The 3,040-nt window shown below is 55.2% G+C and carries 2 protein-coding genes; one reads left to right on the forward strand and one right to left on the reverse strand.

All coding sequences use genetic code 11. The annotated features are described in order from the left end of the window. Positions 1 to 2,300 (reverse strand): Tn3 family transposase (locus ALO43_RS25805; RefSeq protein WP_054998368.1); only part of this gene is annotated, 2,300 nt, incomplete at its 3' end. A gap of 93 nt (positions 2,301 to 2,393) precedes the next feature. Here ALO43_RS25805 and ALO43_RS25810 point away from each other — a divergent pair. After that, on the forward strand, positions 2,394 to 2,999 hold the full coding sequence (locus ALO43_RS25810) for a recombinase family protein (RefSeq protein ID WP_024421557.1): 606 nt from the start codon (positions 2,394 to 2,396) through the stop codon (positions 2,997 to 2,999). The last annotated feature ends 41 nt before the right edge of the window (positions 3,000 to 3,040 follow it).

A 3,040-nucleotide genomic window follows, 5' to 3' on the forward strand; every position in this document is an offset into this window, starting at 1 on the left:
ATACGTAGAACGAGCTGATATCCGAGTATGCCGCTGGTCCCAAATAGGTGATCTGTAAAGCCGGCTGTATCGGCATATTGCTCTCCAACCTGCCGACCAGTCTCATTCATCATCAGGCCATCAAGTATGTATGGAGCCTCGCTGACTGTCGCGGGAATCATTTGTGACGCGAACAACGCGAAATGGTCATTGACGTGCGTGTAAGCCTTAAGGCCGGGTTCGTTTCCATATTTGGCGTTAACCATGTTCATGGCCTCTCCCTGCCGGGCTGAAGGAAAGAACTGACGATCGCTTGATGCGGTTGAACCAATACCCCAGAACCTGGACATCGGCAGCTTTGCCTGCGCAGCAACCACGGTCGCCAGAGCCCGGTCCATTGCTTCGCTCTCGACATGCCAACGGGCAAGGCGTGAGAGTTGCCAGTAATCATGCGTATTTGTGGCCTCCGCCATCTTACGCAGCCCAAGGTTCAGCCCTTCCGCGAGTAATACATTGAGTAGGCCGATCTGGTCATTGCATGGAACCCCTGTTCTTAAATGGGTAAAGGCTTCGGTAAACCCGAGCGCAGCATCAACCTCAAGCAAGATGTCGGTGATTCGAATGGGTGGCATCCGGCGATAAAGATCGAGTATCAGCTCCTCGGCGTTATCCGGAACATCAGCCGTCAGTCGGTCGATCCGTAACGTTCCGTCCTCGATGCTGCCATGAGGGATGGTGCCGTCACGCGCTGCGCGCGCAAGTCGCTTCAGTCCATCGGCGAGGCGTGCTTTTCGATCCGTCAGCCAAAGCTGCGGATCAAGTGGAACGGCCAGCCTGGTGTTTGTCTGTGCCGTGACCAATGGCACGAGTACCTGCTTGAGATCGCCATAGCGGCGTGAATGATCTAGCCAGATGTCACCGGATCGAAAGGCATCCCGGAGGTGGAACATGACTGCCACTTCACGGAGACGGTTGTCACCTTGGTCTTGTGCTCGAAGATGCCGGTGCCATTTTGAATTTGGGCGTAAGAAATTGTTCGCGATCGATGGTAACGCTTGCATTTCCCCTATGGCTTTCGCCGCCGCGATCAAAGGCTGAGCCACTGATGCAGCCTCGAGTTTCAGGCATCGCAACATACGCGGCGCATAGCGGCGGAAGCGATGATACCCTTGTCCGACATGAGCTAATGGATCGTCAGCAAGCGTATTGCTGAGCTGAGCGCCTGTAGCGACCAGTTGTTCTAGCTGACCCCATTGCGTCGATTTGGAGATCGCCATTTCCAACGGCATACCATCATTATGGGCTTCGAGCAAAGAAGCCCCCAGAGCGGTGAAGGCGCGCAGAGTATCAGTGACCGCTGCCTTGGAACCGCCTATTCGTTCATCATTTAGCCGTTTCGCCTCGCGCCAAGTTTTCCCCACGATCCGGTCATGAGTCTCGACCACAGTATCAGCGATCGCAGCCTCCCATTCCACAGAGCAGACAGCAATGATTGCCCAGCGCCGATCCGAGCTGATGTCCTGCAAGCCATCGGTAAAGTAGCGCTCGCCCTGCCGGCGCAAACGAGCTACACGGTGCGGTGGGACACCAGCAAGTACCTGCGGATCGAGACTCAGGCTACGCAAGAACTCTAGCTTGTCGAGCAGCCGGTTTGCAGCAGCGGAGTTATTACCGACCTCGAACTGGCGAAGCCAGATGAAACGGCTGATATTTGCATCGAGCAATTCGGTCAGCAGACCATCAAGCCGTTCGCGCGCAGCGCTATCGAGCCTTTGCGCAATTCGTGTATCTATCCGTCGTTCCGCGGCGACCAGCGCGTCTGCACATAGTCGTTCGATAGTAGATATCGCTGGCAAAATCATCAGATTTTCACGGCAACGCAAGACGAGACGCTGAGCAAGATCTTCGTTCGAACGGGCCTCCTCAGCCTGATCGAAAAGCCAGTCGCGCAGATCACGAGCACCGCGACCAGCGAAGGATTTGTACCCATAGTTCTCGCGCAACGCCGCCATATGCTCATGGCGAGTCTGTCGTCGGGCGGCATAGGTGAGAAGTGCATTGGCCGAGACTCCAAGCTGAGCCCCGATAAACGACAAGATCTCATACGGAATCACTTCGCTCGGAGCTAGCGTGCGCCCTGGATATCGCAACGCGCAAAGCTGCAACGCGTACCCCAACCTGTTCTCGGGTCTGCGGCGTTCTTGAATATGTGCAAGATCGTCATCGCCCAGTGTGTAATGCCGAAGCAGCGATAACTCATCGGTGGGCAGATCAAACAGTGCCGAGCGCTGTCGCTCGGTGAGAATGTGTCGTCTCGGCATCGCTACTGTCCCTGTTGAAGTATAGTCTGTTTTGTACAAAACTCAGCCCATGCAAATCAAGGCTTCCCGCACCATAAAACGACGAAGGTTCAATTGGGACAACGAGCCGCTATTTATTGCCGTGTTTCGACGGCTGACCAATCATGCGAACGGCAGGAGCGTGACCTCACAGCGTTTGCCCATCGTGCAGGTTTTGAGGTCACCGCAATTTTTAAGGAAACTGGATCAGGTGCGAAGCTTGACCGTTCTGAGCGACGTAAGATCATGGCGCTGGCCCAGTCGAGACATATCGAAGTCATTCTGGTGACGGAATTGTCTCGATGGGGCCGATCAACGATCGATCTTCTCAACACGCTACGAGAACTGGAAGGCTGGAAGGTGTCTGTCATTGCTATGAATGGTATGGCGTTCGACCTGTCGTCACCGCATGGTCGTATGCTGGCGACGTTTCTATCCGGCATCGCGGAGTTCGAGCGCGATCTCATCAGTGAACGAGTCAAGTCAGGCCTCGCCGCTTCTCGTGCCCGAGGGCGTAAGCTCGGGCGGCAAGTAGGCGTGCGCCCGAAATCCGACAAACTTTACCCCAAAGTCATCGAAGCGATTGAAGCAGGTCGCAGTTACAGATGGATTGCCCGAGATCTTGGTATTAGCAAGAACACCGTCACTGAAATTGTCCGCAGGCATCGCGAAACGGCTTAGCGTGTCATTTCGCCCCCAGCCTGAACCGACCCCTATCAGCT

This window comes from Pseudomonas tremae, assembly GCF_001401155.1.
GTDB lineage: Bacteria > Pseudomonadota > Gammaproteobacteria > Pseudomonadales > Pseudomonadaceae > Aquipseudomonas > Aquipseudomonas tremae.